Consider the following 17,527-nt stretch of genomic DNA (forward strand, 5'->3'; position numbering starts at 1 on the left):
GCTTGGAGAACGTTATGAAGAATCTGACGAAACATTTATTATATAAAGGAACGGATATCGGACGGCAGAACGTGGTCTGGAATATTGCAGGGAGTTTTGTCTATGCATTGGCCAGCATGGTTCTGTCTTTTCTGGTCATACGGGTGGTGGGAGACGACCAGGGAGGTATCTTTTCCTTCGGATTTTCCACTCTGGGACAGCAGATGTTCATTGTAGCTTATTTTGGTATCCGTCCCTTCCAGATTACGGACGGAACAGGCGAGTATTCCTTTGGGGATTATCTGGAGCACAGGAACATAACATGTATTATGGCTCTGGCGGCAGGGGCCGTGTTCCTCACCTTCATGCACGGCATGGGGCGTTACACGGCGGACAAATGCATGATTCTCATTTTGCTTGTCATATACAAGGTAATAGATGGGTATGCTGATGTATATGAGTCGGAATTTCAGCGCCAGGGAAGCCTGTATCTTACGGGAAAATCCAATTTTTTCCGAACTCTTTTTTCGGTCAGCGTATTTCTGGTGACGCTGGCGGCATTTGAACACCTTTTGTTCTCCTGTCTGGCCGCGGTGGCTGCCCAGGCAGCGGGAATCGCGCTGTTTAACCTGGATGTTATCCACGCCCTGCCGTCGGTGGACTGGAACAAGGGGGAGAGGAAGACGGGAAGGCTGTTTAAAAGCACCTTATTCCTGTTTATATCGGCCTTTCTGGACTTTTATGTGTTCTCCGCTGCCAAATATGCCATTGACGCCAGGATGAACGATGCTGCGTCGGGATACTTTAACTTGATTTTTATGCCCACCTCTGTTATTTATATGGTAGCCAATTTTGTAATCAGGCCCTTTCTGACCAGGCTTACAAACTTGTGGACCGGAAAGGACTATGACTGCTTTAAGAAGGAGCTCAGGAACATCGGCGCCATCATCCTGGGACTTACGGTGCTGGCAGTGGGGGCTGCTGCTGTTTTGGGAAAATGGGTGCTGTCCGTGATGGAGATGATTCTTGGAAGAGGTTATGAAGGAAGGCTGGTCAGCTATTACGGGGCTTTCATCATCATTGTGCTGGGAGGAGGGTTCTATGCCCTGGCCAATCTGATGTATTATGCTCTTGTAATCATGCGCAGACAGAAGGCCATATTTGCCGTATATCTGGCAGCCGCGGCTGCAGCAGCGGTATTATCCGGCTTTCTGGTATCAAAATTTGGGATTAATGGTGCGGCGGGCTGCTATCTGCTGCTCATGATGGGATTAGTGACGGGCTTCGGCCTGCATACGGCGGGCGCCTGTCAGAGTGAGAAAAAGGAGAATACCGGTAATGGAGGAAGTAACACGTAACACAGAGATAACGGATGGCCGGGAGAGAAAGCGCGTGCTGCGGGTGGATGTAATCATACCCACCTACAAGCCCGGAAAGAAGTTTTCCAGGCTTTTAAAGATGCTTTCCATGCAGACCTATCCCATAGGCAAAATCATTGTCATGAATACAGAGAAGGCCTACTGGAATGAAAAGGGCTTTGAGGGAATCGGCAATCTGGAAGTGCACCATCTGTCCAAGGAGGAATTTGACCATGGAGCCACCAGAAACAGGGGGGCCCGCTACAGCAGGGCGGATATCATGGTATTTATGACAGACGACGCGGTTCCGGCCGATGAAAGGCTGATTGAGCATCTGACGGCTGCCTTTGACAAGAGGGGGCCCGGCGGGGAGTCGGTCATCATGGCCTATGCCAGGCAGCTGCCGGATAAGGACTGCGCCATGGCGGAGCGCTTTACCCGTTCCTTTAATTATCCGGAGGACAGCTGCATAAAGACCAAGGAGGACCTGGGAAGAATGGGCATCAAGACCTTTTTTGCCTCCAATGTATGCTGCGCCTATGACAGGGAGAAGTTCTGGTTCCAGGGCGGTTTCATTCATAAGACCATATTCAACGAGGATATGATATTTGCAGGGAAGGCAGTGCTGCAGGACGATTACGCCGTCGCGTATGTGGCGGAGGCCAGAGTCATTCATTCCCACAATTATGGGTGCGCGGCCCAGTTCCACCGCAATTTCGACCTGGCTGTGTCCCAGGCAGACCATCCGGAGGTATTCGGGGGCATCCGCCCGGAGGGCGAGGGAATCCGTCTGGTCAGGCAGACAGCCCGTTATCTTGTGACCCACCGCCGTCCATGGCTGGTGCCCGGACTGATTGTAAAGAGCGGATTCAAATACGCAGGCTACCGCCTGGGCAGGTGTTACCGTTTCCTGCCTGTGAAGCTGGCGGCAGCGTGCAGCATGAATAAGGAGTATTGGAAATAACAAAAGAAGGCAGGGATTCATCCTATGATGACAGTGATATTCAGAGTGATTCTGGTTTTAGTCTCTATATTGACTATGGCTTTTATGATGCGGAAGATTCGGCAGGCTAAGGTACAGATTGAGGCAGCGCTGTTCTGGGTTATCATGGCCCTGATTTTGGTGGTGTTCTCACTGTTCCCGGCTGTGGCGGATGCCTGCGCCCATTTGCTGGGAATCTACTCCACCCCTAATTTTCTCTTTCTGTTCATGATTTTCCTGCTGATTGTGAAGGTGTTTGGGATGACACTCCAGATGTCCCAGATGGAAAGCAGGCAAAAGGAGCTGGTGCAGCGCATTGCGCTGGACCAGAAGGACAGGGAGGAACTGGAGCTTAAGATACAGAGATTCCTGGAAAAGGAGGAGTCAGCCGGAGCGGACGCCAAGGAGGGCATGAGTACAGAGAAAATGGGCGGGGAGGAAACAGATGGCAGGTAAGAAAGCGGGGAGGAAACAGGAAAGCAGCAGACCGGGAATCGGGCATGATGCCGGGGCAGGAAGGATGCCGCGCGGCCATTCCCGCTGTGTCTGGCTGGGAGGCTCCTGCGGCGTTCTTGCCCTTGGACTGTGGCATCTGACGGATGTCAGGGCCGGTGTCCTGGAAACAGGGGATCGTTTCCTCTACGGCTGGTACGGCGGGCTGATGGTATTTGCGGTTCTGGTACTGGCGGCAGTGGGATACCTGTTCCTGGTAAGGCGGGACTATGGCCTGGCGCGGATATTTCCCGCAGCCGCCATGGGAATCGGCCTGATGTATATGGTGGTCCTCCCTCCCCTGTCTGCCCCGGACGAGGTGAGCCATTATATCAGCGCTTACCAGCTTTCTAGCCGCCTGATGGGCAGGACCGCCAGGGCGGAGGACGAGCGGGTGTTTATAAGAGCCCAGGACGTATTCATTGAGGACCTGACAGGAGTCATGGATTATGAAGCTGCGGAGGACGGCGGAAAAACGGCTGTGGTACTGGGACAGAAGCTGGAGGAGGGCACATACCGGACCATAAAGGAGCGGGGCCTTGGAAGCACTGGTGAGGACGGGACCGTCATGTCATACCAGATGCCGGTGCGGACCACGCCCCTGGCCTATGTTCCCCAGGCCATGGGGATTGCCCTGGGAAGGATGCTGGGGCTGGGCGGCCTGGGACTGTTATTCCTGGGACGGCTGTTCAACCTTATGTTTTTCACTGCCATGGGATGTCTTACCATACGCAGGATGCCCTTTGGCAGGGAGGTGGCGGCAGGAGCGGCCCTGCTTCCCATGACGCTCCATCTGGCGGCGTCCTTTTCCTATGATGTGATGATTATAGCCCTCAGCGGATACTTTACTGCGGTATGCCTTTATTTGGCTTACAAGGCAGAGCGTGTACGGGTGAGGGATGTAGCTGCCCTGGCTCTTGTGATGGCTGTCATGGGACCCTGCAAGATGGTGTACGGCGTCATAGCCGGTTTCTGTCTCCTGATACCGGTGAGAAAGTTCGGAGGCTGGGGAAAATGGAGCCTGTCGGCTGCTTCCGTACTGGGAGCATTTGCAGCGGCCATGGCAGTGGTGAACCACAGGACCGTGTCCCTTTACACCCAGGCTGACCAGGGGTATGTAGCCTGGGCCGGGGAAACAGGGTACACCTTCGGACAGCTGCTTCACAGTCCCATGCTGGTGCTTAAGATGTGTTACAATACCCTGGCCTGGCAGGGGGAACAGCTATACTCCGGCATGATTGGAGGAGCGCTGGGAAACATGGATGCAGTGCTCAACACCCCCTATGCGGTTATACTGGGGCTGACAGCCATACTGGTGATGCTGGCGCTCAGAAAACCCGGAGAGAGCATTTTCATCCAATGGAAGGGGCGTCTGTGGATATGGTTTCTCTGCCTGGTGTGTCTGGGAGCGCTGATGTTCTCCATGCTGTTAGCCTGGACGCCGGTGAGCTCCAATGTCATAAACGGAGTCCAGGGAAGATATCTGCTTCCGCTGCTCCCCATTTTCCTTCTCAGCCTCAAAAATGACAAGGTGGTGCGGACGGACTGGGATGACAGGGGACTGCTGTTTGCCATGGCCGCCATGGATATCTATGTGGTGCTGCGTTTGTTCAGCCTGGTATGCCTGAGGGTGTGACGGAATTGCCTGGGGCCGTGGCACAGAGCTGTTTGGAATTGCGGCACAGAGTTGTTTGGAATTGCGGCGCAGAGCTGTCCGGAGCCGCGGCACGGCCTGGTTTTCCTGTAGATCACGCTGCGGATATATGGACATGGGAAATGGATTTAGGCGGTTCACAGGTGCATAAGGACTTGCCAGTCTGTGGATAAAGTGATAGAATTGCCAGATGGATGTGGATAACGTCTGCCAGAGGGCTGACGGCCGGTCAGGCGTGTTTGACAATAAAAAAGGAGCGAATGGAGTTATGGGAAAGATTAAAGTGACCCCCTGTGACATCAAGGGGCTGTGTGTGATTGAACCTGCGGTTTTTAAGGATGAGAGAGGATATTTTATGGAGACCTACAATCAGAATGATTTTAGGGAAGCAGGTCTCGACATGGTGTTCGTACAGGACAACCAGTCCATGTCCGTCAAGGGCGTACTGAGAGGACTGCATTTCCAGAAGCAGTATCCCCAGGGCAAGCTGGTAAGGGTGGTGCGCGGTACTGTCTACGATGTGGCGGTGGACCTGCGTTCCGATTCCGAAACCTACGGAAAATGGTTTGGCGTCATCCTTTCCGCAGAGAATAAGAAGCAGTTTTATATACCCGAAGGTTTTGCCCATGGATTCCTGGTACTGTCCGATGAAGCGGAATTCGCCTACAAGTGCACGGACTTCTACCATCCGGGAGACGAGGGCGGCCTGCTGTGGAGCGACCCTGAAATCGGGGTGGACTGGCCCATAGAACCGGACATGCAGCTGATTATATCGGATAAGGACAGAAAGTGGAGCGGCCTTAAGGATACCTTCAAGTTCTGATGAAAAGGAATTTACTTATATGAATTATGTGCTTTCTCTGATGAAAGAGATTATAGGAAAACGGAAGCTTATATGGGATTTGGGCAAGGCTGATTTCCGGAAACGTTTTGTGGGCTCTTACTTTGGGGTGGTGTGGATGTTCATACAGCCCATCGTGACAGTCAGCATCTATGCAGTTGTATTCGGAATGGGCTTTAAATCCCCGCCTCCCATTGAAGGGTTCACTTATGTGGAGTGGCTGGTGCCGGGCATTGTGCCCTGGTTTTTTTTCAGTGAATCCGTCAACAGCATTACCAACTGTCTCCAGGAGTATAACTATCTGGTGAAGAAGGTGGTGTTCAAGGTGGAAATACTGCCGATTATCAAGCTCATATCCTGTCTGCTGGTCCATGCCTTTTTCGTGGTCATCATGTTTGGGATGTATCTGATTATAGGCAGGATGCCCTCCGTCATATGGTTCCAGCTGGTGTATTATTCCCTGGCTGCGTCCCTGCTGGCCCTGGGTATCGGATTCTTTACCAGCGCGGTCAATGTGTTCTTTAAGGATATGGCGCAGATTGTGAGTATCTGCCTCCAGTTCGGTATCTGGATGACCCCCATCATGTACCACGAAGCCATGTTTACCGGAGCGGGAAAATGGGTGGAGGTGCTGTTCAAGCTGAATCCTTTTTATTATGTGGTGGCCGGGTACAGGGATACCATGCTCACAGGAAACTGGTTCTGGGAACGGCCTACGCTGACCCTTTATTACTGGGGCTTCACCGCGGTGGTGCTTTTGCTGGGACTTAAGATGTTCAAGCGTCTCCGTCCCCATTTTTCCGATGTTTTGTAGGATAGCAAGGAGCGTTTCATGATACAGAAAGTGGAGATTAGCTGGCGCCATGGGGACCAGGAGGGAGCCATTCCGGTAGAGGTGGTCTACTCCAAACGGCGTACCATAGGACTGGAAATCAAGGCAGACGGCCATGTGTATGCCAGGGTGCCTGTGCGCATTCCCAACCAGTACGTGATGGACTTTATAAAGGAGCGCCAGGAATGGATTGTGCAGAAATGGTTCATGATGGTGGAGCGGCGCAGGCAGGAGGAAGCCAGGCCGGTCAAAGACTATGAGAAGGACTCTGAGCTGGAGAAGCTTTACCGAAAGAAGGCCAAGAAGCAGCTGGAGAATCGATGCGCCTATTTCGCGGAGCGCATGGCAGTGGATTACAACCGCATTGCCGTGCGGGCCGCCAAGACCCGCTGGGGCAGCTGCAGCGCCCAGGGTAATCTGAATTTTCACTGGAAGCTGGTGCTCATGCCGCCGGAGATACTGGATTATGTGGTGGTGCATGAGCTGGCCCACAGAAAAGAGATGAACCATTCTGAGCGGTTCTGGGCTGAGGTGGAACGAATCCTGCCGGATTACAGGGCCCGTAGAAAGTGGCTGAAGGAATTTGGAAGCCGGGTTTAGCCGGGAGACATAAATGGCCAGTTTCCCAGGTTTAGCCGGGAGACAGAGTGGCCTGGTTCCGGCCCTGCTGCGGCAGTCAGTCCATGCCGCGTTCCCGTTTCAGATAGACCATGTCCACCAGCTGGATTCCGTCCTCAATGATGGGATGGTCGTAATTGTCGGTAAAGAAGTGCTCCACCCGGTGGGAATCTTTGAAACCGCAGGCATGGTAAAAGCCCAGGGAGAGGGGACTGTCCCCGGTGCCCACATAAAGTGTCTTCAAATCCGGATAATAGGTAAAGATATATTCAATCAGGCGGCGGCCGTATCCCTGTCTATGGAACTGGGGGGCTGTCGCTATATTTTTAAGCTCATATATGCCGGGACCTTCTTTTGTCACCACGCATTCCGCCCGGACAGTACCGTCCGTCAGCACAAACATATCGCCCCGCTCCAGGTAGCGGTCCACCATATCCTCCTGCTCGTCTGCCAGCAGGAGCAGGTCCAGATATTTCTTTTTGTCTTTTTTTACTTGAATGATTTCCATGATTGATTCCCCCATTCTTTTTTTGTACTGCGATAAGCTTATTATATCATTTTTGGGAGTGTGAGTACAGCGCGTCTGAAGGTGGCCAGGCTCTGGTTGCAGCTGACCTCACAGGAGAGGACCGGGAAGTCAATGATTAGAAAACGCTATATCACGCGCATGGCCAGCTGGCAGGCGGTCTCAGCCAGTCCTGACAGCACCATCACCAGGATGGGATTCATCTTAAAACGTATGAGCAGTATCATGGCACCGATGAAGATACATACGGAACGCGGGTTCATGGCGCTCAGATCAGGGGAAAAGCCCTCCAGTCCCCAGAAGGCAGTGACCAGTATGCTGACGCCTGCTGCCCCAATCATGGCTACCACGGCAGGCCGCAGGGATTTGAGGACGCCCTGAATCAGGCTTAAGTTCCTGTATTTGAGATAGATTTTCGCAAGAAGGGTAACCAGGATGCAGGACGGCAGCACGCATCCAATGGTCGCTGCCAGAGCCCCGGGCGTTCCTGCGATTCGGGTGCCCACGAAGGTGGCGGCATTGATGGCAATGGGACCGGGGGTCATCTGGGAAATGGTGACAAGGTCTGTAAACTCAGCCAGGTTCAGCCAGCCGTGAAGGGTTACCACCTGGTTCTGGATCAGAGGCATGGCGGCATATCCGCCTCCGAAACTGAATGCGCCGATCTGCAGAAAGCTTAAAAATAGCCGGAAGTAAATCATAGCGCGCCTCCTTCCGTTCCTTTTTTATTGTGCTCAGAAGTAAGGGTCCGGACCGCACCTATGGCGGCGCACAAAAGGATTATCAGGACTGCGTTGACATTGTATACATAATTGGCGATAAAGGCAGCGGCCATGATTAGGACGGATATCCACTGCCTGTCTTTTACGATGCCGCTGCCCATCTCCCAGACCACCTGGGCAATGACAGCGCCCACGCCGGCCTGCATTCCGTTTAACATCCAACCCACAAAAAGGTTGGAACGGAAGGCGGCGTAGCAGAAGGAAATCAGAGTCAGGATGGTAAATGGCGGGAGGATAGTGGCAATGACCGTGGTCAGTACGCCTGCCATGCCGGCCAGCTTATAGCCTGCCACGATGGCTCCGTTGACAGCGATGGGGCCCGGCGAGGACTGGGCAATGGCCACCAGATCCAACATCTCCTGTTCATCAATCCAGTGGTATTCATCCACAAATTTTTTCTTCATCAGTGTGACGATGACATATCCGCCTCCGAAGGTAAAAGCGCTCAGGTACAAGGTTGAAAGAAAGAGCTTTGCCAGAAGGGAGCTGCGGCTGCCCGCGTGTCCCGAAACCCCGGAGGAGGCATGTTTATTGGATTTTATGTTAACTACCATGATGGTATTCCCCTTATTACAGTAATACATTTAATTTACAATCATGTATTTGTTTTTTCTGCTATTACTATACAGCTTGAAAATCCATATGTAAAATACTATAATTAAATAATGATTATAATAAATATATTATATATGGACCCTATGTCAGATTACAGGGATGCACCCTCAGTCTGCCATATGCGGTTCAGGAAAAGAGGAACATGACACTTCGCCATCTGAAAATATTTGTTACTGTATGTGAGACAGGGAGCATGACGGCCGCCGCATCCCAGCTGTTCATTGCCCAGCCGTCCATCAGCCTGGCCATCTCAGAAATGGAAGAATACTACGGGGTAAAGCTGTTTGACCGCATATCCCGCAAGCTGTATCTGACGGAGAACGGCCGCAGGGCCCTCCAGTATGCCAGGCATATCATAGAACTGCTGGATGAGATGGAGCAGGGAGTGCGGGACGTGGACGCCATGGGACGGCTCAAGGTGGGGACCAGCATCACCATAGGGACCTATCTGCTGCCCGGATACATCAAGAGGCTGAAACAGCAGTATCCGGCCCTGAAGGTGGAGGCATCCATTGCCAATTCAGGAACCATTGAACAGCAGATACTGGACAATGAAATCGATGTGGGAATCATAGAGGGGGTAGCCCACAGCCCCTTTATCCTGAGCGAGAGCTTTGCAGGGGACCGGCTGGCCTTCATATGTCCGGCCGGTCATGAATTTGCCGGAAGGACCCTGGAGGAGCTGGCAGAGGTAAGGAATCAGGATTTTATTTTGCGGGAAAAGGGAAGCGCCGGCAGGGAGATATTTGACGGTATACTGGCCGCACAGGAGCTGAATGTCCGCCCCATATGGCAGAGCGCCAGCAACCAGGTCATCCTGCAGGGTGTAAAGGCAGGGCTGGGTATTTCCATTCTGCCCTATTTCCTGGTGCGCCAGGGCATTCGGGAAGGGGAACTGGCCGAGTTCAGGATAAAGGGCCTGGCTCTGAACCGGAAGTACTCTGTGATTTACCACAAGAATAAGTTCCTGCCCCGCAGCGCCAGAACTTTGATGGAGCTGTGCAAAGAGGAGAACGGGACAGATAGGGGGCTGTGAAAAAAGCCCCTAGCTGTTTTCCGGATCTTAAGTTAAAGCTTATGGTGGGGCGCCCGGCCAGGGAAAAGCTTCTTAAGGCAGCTGAAAGCTGATGAACCTGACCGGCCTTGATTTTTCACAGAGCGGGGACATGCTTTTGCTGCTCCTGTACCTGAAAGAGAAAAATATAACAACGCCCGGTAAAATCTCCTAAATATTAGAAAATTACCGTATTTCAGCAAAATTACCGAATGCAGTTAAAAAATTACCGTTTTAATATGCCGCAATAAATTTCCCACAGCTCAAAGAAAAATGATACATTCTAGGTAAATCAAATCAGAGGAGGCTGCATATGAAAATTTTAGCAATCACTGCCTGTACGGCTGGCATCGCCCACACCTACATAGCAAAGGAAAAGCTGGAAAACGCAGCAAAGGAATTAGGTGATTCGATCAAAGTTGAAACCCAGGGTTCCATTGGCGTTGAAAATGAACTTACACCGGAGGAGGTCAGAGATGCGGATGTGATCCTGATCTCCGCTGATATCCGCGTGAATAAGGAGCGGTTCAAAGGCAAACCGGTGGTGGAGATTCCTATCAGCACGGTTATGAAATCTCCAAAGGGCGTTATCAACAAGATCCACGAAAAGCTTGGCAAGTGAGGCCGGCAGATCGGTAAATACTGAAAGATGGGGGACTTTTAAATGGCAAAGAAGCAAAAATTCATGAAACACATTATGACAGGCATCTCCTATATGATTCCTATCGTTGTGGCAGGCGGTATCCTTGGGGCGCTGGCAAAGGCATTTGGCGGATGGGATATCGGAAGCGCCGTTGCAGCGGGCGCAACACCATTTTCAAACCTGAATCCATTTACATGGGTGGGGTTCTGGTGGGGAGTGAACAAATTAAGTTCCTATGCAATGGACTTTGCGGTTGCGGTGATGACAGCCGGTGCGGCCTATTCCATGGCAGGACGGCCAGGAATTGTGCCCGGTCTGATCATCGGCTACTGCTCGGCCCAGTCGAAAGCAGGATTCTTAGGCGGCCTTCTTATGGCATTCATCATCGGCAACTTTGTGAACTGGAGATTCTGGATGATCGGGTGATCGACCTGAACATGGATGCAAAGAATAAGGATGAGGTGATCAGGCATTTGGCCGGACTCCTGAAGAATGCCGGATATATTGAGGATCTGGAGGGGTATGTGAGGGATGTGTATGTTAGGGAAAGCGAAGGGATCACGGGAATCGGCGGACATGTGGCCATTCCCCATGGAAAGTCGGACCATGTGGACCATGTGGGTATCGCAGTGGGCCGCACCAGGGATATGATCGACTGGGAATCTTACGATGGGGAGCCATCCCGTTTGTTTTTCCTCTTTGCTGTCCCAGCCCACAGTGACGGCGCCAAGGACCATCTGCGCCTCATTGCGGAGCTGGCCGGGAAACTGGGAAATGACAATACCATGAGGAGACTGCAGACCGCCGCTTCCTATGATGACCTGCTGGAGGCATTTTCATAAAGGAGATAAGGAATATGGCAAATACGTTTATTGCGCCCGGACAGATCATAAGCGGCAGCCGGACCCTGGACATGGCAGCGGATACCATGGCAAAGATGGGGAAAAAGGCCCTGGTGGTGACGGACGATGTCATGAAGAATCTATGTGCTTTATCTGTACCGCAGGGCATTTATCTATTTTGATATGGGATACAGCTGTGCCCTGGCATGGATCCTGGTGGCCATTATCGCGGTATTTACCGTCATTATCTTCAAGACCCGGAAAAATTGGGTTTACTACGAGTCGGAGATTCCCTGATCGTCACCGTGGCCGGAACAGCCGGGTGCGTGATCACATCCCTGTTTGCAACCTATGCACTTTCCAGAATTAAGTTCAGATTCTCGGGATTCTGGTTCGGATGCGTGATGCTGACCATGATGATCCCACAACAGGTTATGGTGGTGCCCCAGTATATCATACTGAAAAAGCTGCACCTCATTGACACCAGGACCGCCCTGGTCCTGTCCTGGTTTTTTGGCGGCGCGTTCTTTATTTTCCTTATGGTCCAGTTCTTCCGGGGGATCCCCAGGGAATTGGATGAGGCGGCGGAGAACGATGGGTGCGGCAAGCTGGCGATCCTGTTCCGGATCATGATCCCTATCGTGAAGCCGGCCATTGTCACCTCCTCTCTTTGCGTTTTACTGGACCTGGCAGGACTTTTTCCAGCCCCTGATCTTTATGAACAGTGGCAGTAAATTTACTATCCCCCTGGCTCTCAACATGTACCTGGACCCCAACTCATACAACAACTATGGCGGATTGTTTGTAATGTCGGTGATCTCACTGCTTCCGGTCATTATTTTCTTCATCATATTACAGAGGTATCTGGTGGATGGGATCAAGGGGTAAGAAATATGGCGATTCACAATAAAAATGGCTGGCCTAATGGTATGATACCACAAATGGGCCAGCCATTTTGCCGTCAATTTTTTGTTTTATAGTCATCGGCATCAGAGATTGTCTCCACCACCATGAGCTGGAACTGCCTTGGGAGTATGGCTTGATATTTTGGGAAAAAGTGATATATTGGGAGATATACCTGGAAAAAACGGGGGCTTTTCCCAATATCTGTAGGAGGTAATGGTAAATGAAAAAAATAGGTTTTATTGGCGTGGGGATCATGGGCAAATCCATGGTGCGCAATTTGATGAAGGCGGGCTATGAGGTTGCTATTTATACCAGAACAAGATCAAAGGTGGAGGATATCATTGGTGAAGGAGCAATCTGGTGCGGCAGCGCGGGGGAATGCGCCAAGGGGCGACAGGCTGTGATCAGTATTGTGGGGTATCCAAAGGATGTGGAGGACATCTATTTTGGTGAAGGCGGTATCATTGCCAATGCAGATCCCGGCACATATTTGATCGATATGACAACCACCAGCCCCAGGCTGGCTGTGCGGATTTATGAGGAGGCAAAAAAAGCAGGTCTTCACGCCCTGGACGCTCCGGTGACAGGAGGTGACAAGGGGGCAAAGGATGGAACATTGACCATTCTTGCCGGCGGTGACAGGGAAGATTTTCACGCCTGTCTAAGCATCCTTCAGGCCATGGGTAAAAATATCGATTATGAAGGTAAGGCAGGAAACGGACAGCACACCAAGATGTGTAACCAGATTGCCGTTGCGGGAGCCCTGGCAGGGGCATGTGAGGCAATGGTCTATGCCAAGAATGTGGGGCTGGATGTGGACACAATGCTAAAGTCCATTTCCACAGGAGCCGCCAGCAGTGTGCAGATGAACAATGTGGCTTCAAGGGCGTTGCAGGACGACTATCGGCCTGGATTCTTCATCAAGCATTTTATCAAGGATATGAACCTGGCAGATGAAGAGGCCAGGGCAGCGGATACGGAGTTAAAGGTGCTGGAGGACGTCCTTTCCATGTATAAGGAATTGGAGCAGGAAGGCATGGGAGAACTGGGAACGCAGGCACTGATCAAATATTATAATTGGTAAACTTGTAGCTGTAAAGGACAGGTGGAGACATGGACAAAGGAATTGAATACATTTTGGAGGTGGCCCGCTGCGGCGGCATCACGAAAGCAGCGGAGAACCTGTTCATTACCCCGTCTGCCTTAAGTAAATTTGTCCAGGCCAGGGAGGCTGAGCTTCAGGTGAAGCTGTTCCACCGTGTGGGCAAGCGGTTTGTGCTGACCCAGGCAGGGGAGTATTATGTTCAGAAGATAGGGGAGATCGAGCGGATCCAGCGGGAGCTGGACACGCAGATGAGCAGTTTTTCCAGTATGAGCAGGGGTGTGATACGCATCGGTGTCCAGGCTACCTTTACGGAGGTCATGTTCCGCTTTATACTGCCGGAGCTTAAGGAGGCATTTCCGGGGATCCGGATCCTGATGCACGAGCGCACCGTGGGGGAGCTGGTCCAGATGGTAAAGGGGCGCCAGTTGGACGTGCTGCTGGCCGTGATCGATAAGCAGGAGCATGGCTTCTGCTATGAGACTGTCCACCAGTGTGAGCTGGTGATGGCAGCGGTCGGTACGCACCCGGTGGTACAGAAGGCTGTTCCAAAACCGGGATTTCGATATCCCTGGATTGACCTTTCGTACTGCTGTGATCAACCCAATGTGATGCTGATGCCCGGTTCCCCGTACCGTACCTATGCTGATAATCTGTACGGTTATTACCAGCTGAAGCCGGATATCGCCTATGAGCTTGGCTCCTCCCGCAGCGGTCTGGCCTGTGTGGCGTACACCCATGCCCTGATGATCACGCTGGACCACATGATATTTAATAATCTGTTCCATGAGGAGATTGTCCCTCTGTCCGTGGGTGAGAAACCCTTATCCAGGAATCTGGTCACCGCACATCTGGAGGAATCCATGCTGACTGAGGAGAGCAATGTGTTTCACCGGATCTGCAAAAAGCATATCCGGTAAAATAGTAACCGTTCAGTTCCTCCGTCTGAACTATTACGTAAAATGTTGAGTTAAAGTTGATAAATATTGAAAATATTGAGCTGTACATCTACATTTGACTGCATTATGATAAGTATATCAAAGGACGGCGCGGTCATTGAAGAACGAGTACTCCCGGACACCAAAAGGATCCGGGACACTCTAACCATACGGAGGATACCATGACACCTTTACAGATTACGCTCATTATATTGCTGTGTACTATCATAGCGTTTTTATCGGGAAAAATCCCATTTTCCATCATTTCAGCGGGAATCATTCTCGCCCTTATTCTTACCGGTGTGATGAAGCCGGCCGAAGCCTTAAGCGGTTTCATCAACACCAATGTGGTCATGTTTGTTGCCATGTTTGTGATCGGCGCTGCACTGACCAAGACCAGTCTGCTGGACAGGGCCCAAAAACTGGTGGTCCGCTACAAAAATAATCCCAAAATGCTAATTTTGATCTCATCCTTAGTGGCTGGATTCCTGGCCTGTCTGACCAGCGCCACAGCCACAGCTGCCATCATGATTCCCCTTCTGGTGGGGATTGCCAATGAGATCGGCACCAGCCGCAGTAAGATGCTGTTTCCCGCCATGGCCATTGCCAACATAGCTACCGCCATGACATTCCTGGGACAGGGCGCCAGCAATATGACCTGGAGCGATGTTATGATCAAGGCGGGCGCTTCCACCCCGTTTTCAATCTGGGATTTTACCATTGCCAGGATCCCCATTCTGCTGATTTCACTGGCCTACATGGTATTTATCGGTTACCGTCTCATGCCCGACATCGATAATTCCCAATTTTCGGATAACATTCAGAAGAAGGACACGGTTAGCCAGCTGACACCTTCCAAGGAAAAGGTGGCTGTCATCCTTATCCTGGGCACCATTGCCTGTATGCTGTTGGAATCTGTGATCGGCATTAAGATGTACCTTACCGCCTCCATTGGGGCATGCCTCCTGGTCCTGTGCGGTGTGCTGTCGGAGCGCGAGGCCCTGGGTTCTATTCATCAGCCCACCGTGTTCCTGTTTGCCGGTGTTCTGGCCCTCTCGGACGCCATCAAGATAACAGGGGCCGGGGATGTGGTGGCGGACTGGATGATCTCCCTGCTGGGCAATACCACTAACCCCTATGTCATCATGGCAGTGTTCTTCATTATTCCATTCATTCTGACTCAGGTGATGTCCAATCTGGCAACCGTGACTATTTTCATTCCATTGGTAGCAGCTGCCTGTGTAAAGATTGGGGTGGACCCAAGGGCGGCTGTGATGGGCGTGCTCATTGCCAGCTCTACCTCTATCCTGACCCCCATGGCGGCTCCCTGCCAGATCATGATCATGGGGCCGGGCGGGTATTCACTAAAGGATTATCTGAAATGCGGAACACCTTTGGCGGTTATGATCACCATTGTCTGCATTTTTACACTGCCTATCATGTTTCCGTTTTATTAATGAAGAATGAGGTGACCATTATGAAGATTACTGGTTTGGAGATCATTCCGGCAAGCAAATATTTATTTATCAGGATCAACACGGATGAGGGGATCCACGGTACGGGCGAGGCCGGGGCCTGGGGCTTTTTAGACGGAGTGGAGGGAGTGCTGAGACGTTTTGAGAGCTATCTTCTGGGCAAAAATCCATTTCAGATCGAGCACCACTGGAATTATCTGTACCGCAGCATGTATTTCAGGGGATCGGTGATCATGAGCGCCCTGTCCGCCATTGATATTGCGTTCTGGGATATCAAGGGTAAGGCGTTGGGCGTGCCGGTTTACGAACTGCTGGGAGGAAAATGCCGGGATAAAGTCAGAAGCTACGAGGCGGTTTTCTGCTATACGCCGGAGGAGATGGCTGAATTTTGCGTGAACTTAAAACAGAAGGGATATGACGCGGCCCGTCTGATGATCACAGGTGATATCACCAGAACCCAGGCGGACCGGTCATCCAGTATTTATAACAGCAAGGTGGAAGGTTACATAGAGCGGGTGAGGGCCTGCCGGGAAGCGGTGGGGAGGGATTTTGACCTGATCCTGGAATGCCACCGCAGTATGGATCCCTGTGAGGCCATTGCATTTGCAAAAGGGGTGGAGGTTTACAGGCCCCTGTTTCTGGAGGACCCGATCCCCCCGGACAGCCCGGAGGCCATGGCGGATGTTGCCAAGGGCACAAGTATTCCGGTGGCAACAGGAGAGCGCTTTATCAATATCCAGGAGTTTGAAACAATTCTCCAGAAGCGGGCTGCCAGATACCTCCGGCCGGATGTCTGCGCCCTGGGCGGCCTGACTCCCTCCAAAAAGGTGGCGGCCATGGCGGAGGCGAACTATGCCAAAATCGTGCCTCACAATCCATTGGGTCCGGTTTCCACTGCGGCCTGCCTGCAGCTGGACGCGGCCATCCCCAATTTTGCCATCCAGGAGTTCCCATCCTTCTATCACCAGGGAAATGAGGCGGAGATGACCACCGAACCTTTCCGGGAGGAAGATGGATACATTGTGATCCCGGATGCACCGGGAATCGGAATTGAACTGGCGGAGAACCTTACGGAGAAGTTCCCGCCCAGACAGAGAAGCATTTCCGCACAAACTGCCTATGATGGCGGGGTGTATGACGTATAATGGAACAGGTTCCCAAAATCCTCATACTATAATATCAAACAACATATTAGTTAAGGATAGCTATGAACAACGACCCCAGAGGAACCATCGTCCGGCAGGGAAATGCCCTGCGTATTGATAATGCATTTGTGGAGGACAGCTCCTGTATCAACAATTCGAACGGAACCATATTGATCTCTTACTCCATGCCGGAAGCCGGACAGATGGTTTCCATCCAGACCTTACAGCTGAATATAAACAGAAATACAGTTATTATAAATTCTTTTGGACAGAGTGTGGGTCTGTGCCGGATCCAGCCAGGAATGTGGATCAATGCCATTTTTTCTTCCCGCATGACAAGAAGTATCCCGCCTCAATCCAATGCGTTTATGATTGTTGTGCGGAGCAGGATCCAGGAGACTTCTGTGACAACAGACCGTATTGCGGATGTGGATGCATGCAATGGCTTTATTTACACCGGAAACCGCGGTGATATAAACAGCCAGATCAGATTCAGTGTTCCCAACACCACGCCGATCACAGACCGCGCAGGGAGACCTATCAGTATCCATTCTCTCCGTCCCGGCCAGATGGTCAGGATCACCCATGCCAACTTTATGACGGCAAGTATTCCCCCGCAGACGACCGCGTATAGGATTCAACTGATTTAAAAGTGGTTTAAATATTCATTCCCGGTAAGGATTCCTTCTGGCCGGGAATGTTTTTCTTTTCTTGGCAAATGATTATCTGTGGGAGCGGTTTTT

General features: G+C 51.7%; 22 protein-coding genes. 19 read left to right on the top strand and 3 right to left on the bottom strand.

Annotation, left to right across the window (positions count from 1 at the left end):
- The first annotated feature begins 14 nt into the window (after nucleotides 1-14).
- The 7 genes from LA360_RS21280 (at nucleotide 15) to LA360_RS21310 (ending at nucleotide 6,738) form a co-directional block, all read left to right on the top strand.
- On the top strand, nucleotides 15-1,337 hold the full coding sequence (locus tag LA360_RS21280) for a lipopolysaccharide biosynthesis protein (RefSeq protein ID WP_022201477.1): 1,323 nt from the start codon (nucleotides 15-17) through the stop codon (nucleotides 1,335-1,337).
- Nucleotides 1,318-2,301, top strand: a complete 984-nt coding sequence (locus LA360_RS21285; RefSeq protein WP_022201478.1) for a glycosyltransferase family 2 protein — start codon at nucleotides 1,318-1,320, stop codon at nucleotides 2,299-2,301. The genes LA360_RS21280 and LA360_RS21285 overlap by 20 nt, the downstream gene beginning before the upstream one ends.
- A gap of 24 nt (nucleotides 2,302-2,325) precedes the next feature.
- A complete protein-coding gene (locus LA360_RS21290) occupies nucleotides 2,326-2,775 on the top strand; it encodes a DUF2304 domain-containing protein (RefSeq protein ID WP_022201479.1) in 450 nt (149 codons plus the stop codon).
- A complete protein-coding gene (locus LA360_RS21295) occupies nucleotides 2,765-4,447 on the top strand; it encodes a DUF2142 domain-containing protein (protein ID WP_112481549.1) in 1,683 nt (560 codons plus the stop codon). The genes LA360_RS21290 and LA360_RS21295 overlap by 11 nt, the downstream gene beginning before the upstream one ends.
- A 286-nt stretch (nucleotides 4,448-4,733) precedes the next feature.
- A complete protein-coding gene (gene rfbC / locus LA360_RS21300; RefSeq protein WP_022201481.1) occupies nucleotides 4,734-5,288 on the top strand; it encodes a dTDP-4-dehydrorhamnose 3,5-epimerase in 555 nt (184 codons plus the stop codon).
- 19 nt (nucleotides 5,289-5,307) lie between these two features.
- Entirely contained in the window at nucleotides 5,308-6,120 is an 813-nt protein-coding gene (locus LA360_RS21305) for an ABC transporter permease (protein WP_002585772.1), read from the top strand.
- 18 nt (nucleotides 6,121-6,138) lie between these two features.
- Nucleotides 6,139-6,738 carry a M48 family metallopeptidase gene (locus LA360_RS21310; RefSeq protein WP_112481550.1) on the top strand — a complete coding sequence of 200 codons (600 nt, stop codon included), beginning with the start codon at nucleotides 6,139-6,141 and terminating at the stop codon, nucleotides 6,736-6,738.
- A gap of 76 nt (nucleotides 6,739-6,814) precedes the next feature.
- On the opposite strand, the gene LA360_RS21315 is transcribed toward LA360_RS21310, so the two are convergent.
- The 3 genes from LA360_RS21315 to LA360_RS21325 all read right to left on the bottom strand — a co-directional run bounded on the left by LA360_RS21315 (nucleotide 6,815) and on the right by LA360_RS21325 (nucleotide 8,618).
- Complete coding sequence (locus tag LA360_RS21315) at nucleotides 6,815-7,264, bottom strand: GNAT family N-acetyltransferase (protein WP_027641901.1); 450 nt, start codon at nucleotides 7,262-7,264, stop codon at nucleotides 6,815-6,817.
- Between the two features lie 146 nt (nucleotides 7,265-7,410).
- The gene (locus LA360_RS21320; protein WP_027641900.1) at nucleotides 7,411-7,983 is read right to left on the bottom strand and encodes a chromate transporter; all 573 of its coding nucleotides are present in this window, start codon (nucleotides 7,981-7,983) and stop codon (nucleotides 7,411-7,413) included.
- Entirely contained in the window at nucleotides 7,980-8,618 is a 639-nt protein-coding gene (locus LA360_RS21325; protein WP_112481590.1) for a chromate transporter, read from the bottom strand. The genes LA360_RS21320 and LA360_RS21325 overlap by 4 nt, the downstream gene beginning before the upstream one ends.
- 203 nt (nucleotides 8,619-8,821) lie before the next feature.
- Here LA360_RS21325 and LA360_RS21330 point away from each other — a divergent pair, with 203 nt between their 5' ends.
- The 12 genes from LA360_RS21330 to LA360_RS21385 all read left to right on the top strand — a co-directional run bounded on the left by LA360_RS21330 (nucleotide 8,822) and on the right by LA360_RS21385 (nucleotide 17,434).
- A complete protein-coding gene (locus LA360_RS21330; RefSeq protein ID WP_022201486.1) occupies nucleotides 8,822-9,715 on the top strand; it encodes a LysR family transcriptional regulator in 894 nt (297 codons plus the stop codon).
- A gap of 331 nt (nucleotides 9,716-10,046) precedes the next feature.
- Nucleotides 10,047-10,355 (top strand): PTS fructose transporter subunit IIB, encoded by a 309-nt coding sequence (locus tag LA360_RS21335; protein ID WP_002585778.1) that lies wholly within the window; start codon nucleotides 10,047-10,049, stop codon nucleotides 10,353-10,355.
- Nucleotides 10,356-10,397: 42 nt separating this feature from the next.
- Nucleotides 10,398-10,802, top strand: coding sequence for a hypothetical protein (locus tag LA360_RS21340; RefSeq protein ID WP_022201487.1), 405 nt, complete (start codon nucleotides 10,398-10,400; stop codon nucleotides 10,800-10,802).
- Nucleotides 10,803-10,813: 11 nt separating this feature from the next.
- A complete protein-coding gene (locus LA360_RS21345) occupies nucleotides 10,814-11,218 on the top strand; it encodes a PTS sugar transporter subunit IIA (RefSeq protein WP_112481591.1) in 405 nt (134 codons plus the stop codon).
- 14 nt (nucleotides 11,219-11,232) lie between these two features.
- Nucleotides 11,233-11,400, top strand: coding sequence for a hypothetical protein (locus tag LA360_RS21350; RefSeq protein WP_002585782.1), 168 nt, complete (start codon nucleotides 11,233-11,235; stop codon nucleotides 11,398-11,400).
- 84 nt (nucleotides 11,401-11,484) lie between these two features.
- On the top strand, nucleotides 11,485-11,952 hold the full coding sequence (locus LA360_RS21355; protein WP_225537642.1) for a carbohydrate ABC transporter permease: 468 nt from the start codon (nucleotides 11,485-11,487) through the stop codon (nucleotides 11,950-11,952).
- Nucleotides 11,936-12,106, top strand: a complete 171-nt coding sequence (locus LA360_RS21360) for a hypothetical protein (RefSeq protein WP_160116312.1) — start codon at nucleotides 11,936-11,938, stop codon at nucleotides 12,104-12,106. The genes LA360_RS21355 and LA360_RS21360 overlap by 17 nt, the downstream gene beginning before the upstream one ends.
- 238 nt (nucleotides 12,107-12,344) lie before the next feature.
- Nucleotides 12,345-13,208, top strand: a complete 864-nt coding sequence (locus LA360_RS21365) for an NAD(P)-dependent oxidoreductase (protein ID WP_112481551.1) — start codon at nucleotides 12,345-12,347, stop codon at nucleotides 13,206-13,208.
- Nucleotides 13,209-13,237: 29 nt separating this feature from the next.
- Nucleotides 13,238-14,146: a LysR family transcriptional regulator gene (locus LA360_RS21370; protein ID WP_002585785.1), complete on the top strand. Its 909-nt coding sequence runs from the start codon at nucleotides 13,238-13,240 to the stop codon at nucleotides 14,144-14,146.
- Between the two features lie 200 nt (nucleotides 14,147-14,346).
- The gene (locus LA360_RS21375) at nucleotides 14,347-15,621 is read left to right on the top strand and encodes an SLC13 family permease (RefSeq protein WP_002585786.1); all 1,275 of its coding nucleotides are present in this window, start codon (nucleotides 14,347-14,349) and stop codon (nucleotides 15,619-15,621) included.
- Between the two features lie 20 nt (nucleotides 15,622-15,641).
- Nucleotides 15,642-16,784 (top strand): mandelate racemase/muconate lactonizing enzyme family protein, encoded by a 1,143-nt coding sequence (locus LA360_RS21380; protein ID WP_038259223.1) that lies wholly within the window; start codon nucleotides 15,642-15,644, stop codon nucleotides 16,782-16,784.
- A 62-nt stretch (nucleotides 16,785-16,846) separates the two neighbouring features.
- Nucleotides 16,847-17,434 carry a hypothetical protein gene (locus tag LA360_RS21385; protein WP_002585788.1) on the top strand — a complete coding sequence of 196 codons (588 nt, stop codon included), beginning with the start codon at nucleotides 16,847-16,849 and terminating at the stop codon, nucleotides 17,432-17,434.
- The last annotated feature ends 93 nt before the right edge of the window (nucleotides 17,435-17,527 follow it).

This window comes from Enterocloster clostridioformis (assembly GCF_020297485.1).
Taxonomy (GTDB): Bacteria; Bacillota; Clostridia; order Lachnospirales; family Lachnospiraceae; genus Enterocloster; species Enterocloster clostridioformis.